The organism is Dyadobacter sp. (genome assembly GCF_051859145.1).
Taxonomy (GTDB): Bacteria; Bacteroidota; Bacteroidia; order Cytophagales; family Spirosomataceae; genus Dyadobacter.
In genome coordinates, this window is record NZ_JBHYGF010000301.1 from 8,693 (window position 1) to 14,271 (window position 5,579).

Annotated in this window: 5 protein-coding genes and 1 pseudogene; 2 read left to right on the top strand and 4 right to left on the bottom strand. The window is 48.2% G+C overall.

Features of this window, described 5'->3' with window-relative positions:
* Positions 1-72: 72 nt before the first annotated feature.
* Positions 73-321 (bottom strand): transcriptional regulator, encoded by a 249-nt coding sequence (locus ACTIE6_RS16760; RefSeq protein ID WP_439557736.1) that lies wholly within the window; start codon positions 319-321, stop codon positions 73-75.
* Between the two features lie 117 nt (positions 322-438).
* Here ACTIE6_RS16760 and ACTIE6_RS16765 point away from each other — a divergent pair, with 117 nt between their 5' ends.
* Positions 439-1,287, top strand: coding sequence for an aldo/keto reductase (locus ACTIE6_RS16765; protein ID WP_439557737.1), 849 nt, complete (start codon positions 439-441; stop codon positions 1,285-1,287).
* A 68-nt stretch (positions 1,288-1,355) separates the two neighbouring features.
* Here ACTIE6_RS16765 and ACTIE6_RS16770 read toward each other — a convergent pair whose 3' ends face one another.
* The 3 genes from ACTIE6_RS16770 to ACTIE6_RS16780 form a co-directional block, all read right to left on the bottom strand.
* Entirely contained in the window at positions 1,356-2,519 is a 1,164-nt protein-coding gene (locus tag ACTIE6_RS16770; protein ID WP_439557738.1) for a Gfo/Idh/MocA family protein, read from the bottom strand.
* Positions 2,520-2,612: 93 nt separating this feature from the next.
* On the bottom strand, positions 2,613-3,440 hold the full coding sequence (locus ACTIE6_RS16775; protein ID WP_439557739.1) for a DUF481 domain-containing protein: 828 nt from the start codon (positions 3,438-3,440) through the stop codon (positions 2,613-2,615).
* A gap of 49 nt (positions 3,441-3,489) precedes the next feature.
* A complete protein-coding gene (locus ACTIE6_RS16780; protein ID WP_439557740.1) occupies positions 3,490-3,939 on the bottom strand; it encodes an RpiB/LacA/LacB family sugar-phosphate isomerase in 450 nt (149 codons plus the stop codon).
* Positions 3,940-4,062: 123 nt separating this feature from the next.
* Between ACTIE6_RS16780 and ACTIE6_RS16785 the strand changes: the two are divergent.
* Positions 4,063-5,579, top strand: a pseudogene (locus ACTIE6_RS16785) (DEAD/DEAH box helicase); the annotation flags it as partial.

A 5,579-nucleotide genomic window follows, 5' to 3' on the forward strand; every position in this document is an offset into this window, starting at 1 on the left:
CAATGATTAAACGGCTGATTTTAAGCTGCTTTTGTGCAGGTGTCGGCCGCAAAAAAGAGGCAAATAGCCGGCTTACATAGGTGTATCCGGCGTCTCTATAGAAGGTATATGGATGGTAATTCCGGAAATCTGGCAAAGCGCGAGAAATTCGGAAAGTGTAGGCACTCCCCCGTTATTCAGAATGTCGTTTGCTTTTTCTTTGGAGATACCCGCTTGTTCCAGCGCCTGGTCCAGGTCAAGGGCTTTTACCTCGATGATCTTCCTGATCTCGCCGACCAGTTCCTTTGCGCGTGCTTCGTAGATGCTGCTATCCGTGTCCATGGTTCCTAGTTTTTTGAGCTAAAAGATTAAAACTATGCCACACCGCAAGGATAAGCTGACTCTTTTTGGCGTGAGATTTGTTGTGAACTGTAAAACAAACACTAATTAAAATAGGCAATGAGCACCACAACACAAAATCCGGCTACGTTCCGCATTGGTGGAGAAATAGAGATCAACCGCCTGGGATACGGCGGAATGCAGCTGACTGGTCGCGGCGTATGGGGCGATGCACCCGACCGCGAAAATGCCAAAAAAGTATTGCAGGCCGCAGTAGAGGCTGGCGTTAACTTTATTGATACAGCAGATTCTTACGGTCCGCATACCAACGAGGTTTTGATCTCGGAAGCGTTGCACCCCTACCCTCAAAACCTGCTGATTGCGACCAAAGGCGGACTGGACAGAACAGGCCCGAACCAATGGCCGGTCAATGGCGACCCAAAGCATATCCGCGAAACGATTGACGGAAGCTTGAAACGGCTGAAACTTGACGTGATCGATCTGTGGCAATTGCACCGTTTTGATCCCAAATTCCCTGTTGAAGAAACACTCGCACCTGTTGTTGATGCGGTTAAAGCCGGCAAGATCAGGTTTGTGGGACTTTCGGAAGTAGATGTGGCCCAAATAGAGCAGGCTGAAAAGGTAGTGCCGATTGTTTCGGTTCAAAACCTTTATAACCTAGGCAACAGACAATGGGAAGAAGTACTGGACTATACCGTGCAACGCGGAATGGCATTTATTCCCTGGTTCCCGCTGGCTTCCGGTCCGGATAAGATGAAGAACAAGATCGAGAAAATCGCTACTGCACACGGCGCTACTACTGCACAAATCGCATTGGCCTGGCTCTTGAAGCGTGCCCCGAATATTCTGCTGATCCCCGGAACAAGCTCACTGACGCATTTACAGGAAAATCTCAAAGCGGGCGAAATCGAGCTCTCAGACGAAGACTTCAAAGCACTTTCGGAATAGCATTTTGGTTCAAATAAAAACCCTGGCTCTTCGACGGGCCAGGGTTTTTATTTATACGAAATCATTGATCAACTTACTGTCGCCACATTCTGAGCCTGCTTCTGCGCTTTCAATGCCAGCTCGGTAGCTAGGAAACAATGTTCCTGCGACATGGCGGTTTCAGTTCTGTTAAGTACATCGTCTACCAGCTGCCTTCCGTAAGGAAGCTCGGTCTTGCTGCAATCCACATAGACCGTTTCTTTGTTATTAACCAAAAACAGGTGATTACCACCATCGCGACCTCCTATATCGACGTTTTTACGTATTTCAATAAATCCTTCTGTTCCCAGCACAGTAAGGCGACCATCGCCCCATGATTTCAGCCCGTCGGGCGTAAACCAATCCACTCGGATATAACCTGCGCCGCCATTCCCTCTCAGCATCGCATCCCCAAAATCCTCGAATTTCGGGTACTGCGGGTGATTTACATTCCCTACCTGCGAAGCAACAACTTCGGCTTTGGTTGAATTGGTAAAGAACAGGAACTGGTCAAATTGGTGAGAAGCAATATCACATATAATACCGCCGAAGCGCTTTTTATCAAAAAACCATTCAGGCCGCGTATTCGCATTCATCCGGTGCGGCCCGAGGCCGATCGTCTGCACCACTTTCCCGATCGCACCTTCTTTGATGAGCTCGCCCGCTTTAATGGTAGCGCGGTTTTCAAGCCGCTCACTGTACATAATGGAGTAAATCCGCTTGGTATCCTTTTGAACCTTGCGCACCTGTGCAAGTTGTTCGAGACTGGTAATACCGGGTTTATCAACCATATAATCCTTTCCGCTTTTCATCACGCGGATACCCAGCGGCGCGCGCTCGTCGGGAATGCCAGCGCTCAGTATCAGCTGGATGCTTTTATCATCAAGGATTTCTGCCTCGCTTTTCGCCTGTTTGGCGTTAGGGTACCTTTTGGCAAAAGCTGCGGCAAGGTCTTCTTCTTTGGCATAAAATGAAATCAGCTCGCCGCCACCGCGGGTAACTGCCTCCACCTGACCATAAATGTGACCGTGGTTCATTCCGATCACCGAAAATTTAATTCTGGGCGGCATCATAACAGGTTCAGGTTGCGCATACTCCCTCGTTACGGGACTGGCGATAAGGTTATCGGTCAATGCCGGAAGCAGCATCAAGCTGGCGGCCGAGTTGACTGTATTTTTAAGAAACTGGCGGCGGTTATCCTGTGGATCTTTCATGCTTGGGTTGAATAATGTGACGACGATAAAAGCACATTTTCTTCATATATAATGTACTATTCTTAATTACCCCTCGATCCCCTACCTGCAAGCCTATTTGTTACCCACCGAAATACCGAACGTAATCCGTGAATCGTTGCGCTTGCGGGTTGCCTCTACAATACTTTCGTAAGAGTTTTCAAAGCTGGTACGCAGGCTGACCCATTTATTGAGCGGCAATTCAACAGAGACGATTGTGTTCCACCGGAAATTCGAAATATTATTTAGTGACGGTTGCAGGAAAGTTATGTGGTTAATGCGCACTTTATCCTGTGCAAATGAGTGTTTTCCTTTAACCCGGAAAGAGTTACGGATTGTTGTTACGGTAGGTATTTCAACAAAATTCGTGGATTCGTATAAAACTGCATTGGTCAGACTAAGGTCGTTTTTAGGCGTTTTAACAAGCCGGTACCCAATCCCCGCGCCCGCCATTTGCCGCACATCAATGCGACGTAAATTACTGTTTTCCAGTACACCGAGACCAAAAACGTAAGTTCTGCTCTTCTTGAATACATCAATAAAAACGTCCACATAACCGTCGCGCTCGGCAAGAATGCCGCTTTGTTTACCGTATGTAAACCGTGGATTGGAGGCGATGTTGATCACCGGTCCGCTAAAAATAAGCTCCGCGCGCAGTACCATCAAACTGCGGTTCACATTCCCTCTCGTGAAATTACCGTCGCCAATAAACCGGTACCGGATCGTGTCAATTAAAACCTGCCGCGGTTGCAGCGAAGTATCCGGGCGGGAACCTGCAACTGAGTCGGCGGGTAAAATCTTGATTGCTTTGGAAGTAGAATCCTGCGCAATCGCGGGGGCACAAAAAACAAGTAAAAGGAAAGCGGTAAGCTTTCCGAAATGGAGACAAGTCGAATTTTTCATTACCGCGACAGCGCAAAATAATAATGCCAAAAATGGGTCGGTGCGCTGCCTAGCCTTTCTTTTCAAGGTCTTTTACTTTCGCCAACCGGCGGTTGTGTCTTTCCAAACCGGTGAACTTTGCATTCAAAAAAGCTTCGACCAGCTCCTGCGCTGCATTCGTTCCCGTGACGCGGCCACCCAGACAAAGCATATTCAGATCATCATCTTCCACCCCCTGATGCGCCGAAAAATGATCCTGGATCAACGCTGCGCGCACGCCCGCAACCTTGTTGGCCACCACGGAAGCGCCTACGCCGCTGCCGCAAACGGCGATCCCCCGCTCTACCTCATTGCTTACAATCGCGAGTGCGAGCGGAACCACGAAATCGGGATAATCATCCTGATTGTCAAGCGCAAATGCGCCATAATCTTTGATCGTGTATCCTTTATCGACCAGGTAGGATTTTAAATGTTCTTTCAAATCGTACCCTCCGTGATCAGCTGCTATTCCGATTTCCATGTTGGTTATTGTTAAGTAATAAATGTTTGGCAGGTGCCTCGCGCTCAATTTCGGTATTTCCGGCCTAAATCACCAGCGCCGGATTTCTTTTCGGCTTTTGACATTAGTTGGTTATTTTGCTTCATGATAAACAATGAGCCGTCGGAAACGGAGCGCCCGAGCCTGCATAATTTTATACTACCCAATTTCGATACCGGCAACTTCTCTGTCAGCCACATTCTGCAGAATTGTGCCACAATGCCGGATACCGGCAGAAGAGGTTATTTCGAGATCCAGCCGGCAGAGATCGATATCAACTATGCCAATTTCAAGCTGCAGGGACTCAGCGGCGAGCTCAACAAGGTCATTGTCAAACAGAATGCAAGTCTCATTCAGATCTACTGCGGCTGCAGTCAGCCTAAGAAGAAACTGTGTGAACACCAGGTTCAGATCCTCTATAATCTTTTACAACGCAAAGACTTACGTGCGTTTTTTGACAAAATACTAAGATCTTCACGGATACGCGAATTTGCTGTTGATTATGGTTTGGAAAACGAAACTGACCTCGACACCTACTTTCAGCTGACCTACACCAACCGCGAGTTGCAGGTCAGGCCCAGACTTAAAGAGCTGGTTCCGGTAGACAGCCGCTCCGTCAAATTGCTCGGAGAAAGCCTGCTGCCTCCTGCTTCCGGTATGCTGCCGGATATCGAACAACGGCCGCAAACCCGTCAACTTGTCGTGATCGGGCATAATAAGTATTACGAGAACTTCTTTGCGGAGCTGTATGAAGCTGGAACAACGCGCGACAGGAAGATCAAAAATCCCATTACGCCCCTGAACCCGCTTGAACAGATCTGGAAAACGGAGGATACCGAAACTGTCAAGTTCTACACTGCCATTGCGGGGTTTCAGAACAACTTTCGTAAAAAGCAGTTTGCAAGCGACGTCGCCGGGCTGCGGGCAATCCTTAAAAATCCGGTTCAGGCAGATTTTTGTTACCACAATCCCGATGCATCCGAAAATGTCAATGCGGCTTCGGTTGTTCCGGTCAAATTGCAGCAGGTACCTGTTGATCTCCAATTGCGGATCGACCAGAAAAAGCCTTTTTACCACATCTCGGGCGAGCTGATACTGGACGGAGTATACCTCGATCTTGAAAAAGTGGAGCTGCGGTTTGACTATTTTGTATTGCATATCCGCGAGCTGTACCTGATCGATCGGGAGGATATTCTGAAAACAATCCATTTTTTCAGACAACATAACCAGAAGATCTACATTCACGAATCCAGGTTCGAAGCATTCCGGCTGGGGCTGCTCGACAAGCTTGAAAACAGGATCAAAATCACCTACTCTTACCTCAAAGCTGCCACTGCACGTCAGCGGGAGGAAACTGGCTTCAACGAGCAGGTCAAAAAGCTCGTGTACCTCGAAGATTTTGGAAATTATGTGTTGATCACGCCAGTCGTGAAATATGGGCAGGCAGAGGTTCCATTGTTTTCAAAAAAGCAGATCTACGCTGTTGACAGTCACGGTAACCCATTTACAGTAGCACGGGACAGCGACGAAGAGCTGAGGTTTATCAGTGCAATTGTCCGCCAGCACCCTGATTTTGAAGACCAGCAAGGCAGGGATTTCTTTTACTTACACCGCGGTCAATT

Coding starts and splice junctions, on each gene's coding strand:
- ACTIE6_RS16760 (WP_439557736.1), bottom strand. CDS start 321: ATGGACACGGATAGCAGCATCTACGAAGCACGCGCAAAGGAACTGGTC.
- ACTIE6_RS16765 (WP_439557737.1), top strand. CDS start 439: ATGAGCACCACAACACAAAATCCGGCTACGTTCCGCATTGGTGGAGAA.
- ACTIE6_RS16770 (WP_439557738.1), bottom strand. CDS start 2,519: ATGAAAGATCCACAGGATAACCGCCGCCAGTTTCTTAAAAATACAGTC.
- ACTIE6_RS16775 (WP_439557739.1), bottom strand. CDS start 3,440: ATGAAAAATTCGACTTGTCTCCATTTCGGAAAGCTTACCGCTTTCCTT.
- ACTIE6_RS16780 (WP_439557740.1), bottom strand. CDS start 3,939: ATGGAAATCGGAATAGCAGCTGATCACGGAGGGTACGATTTGAAAGAA.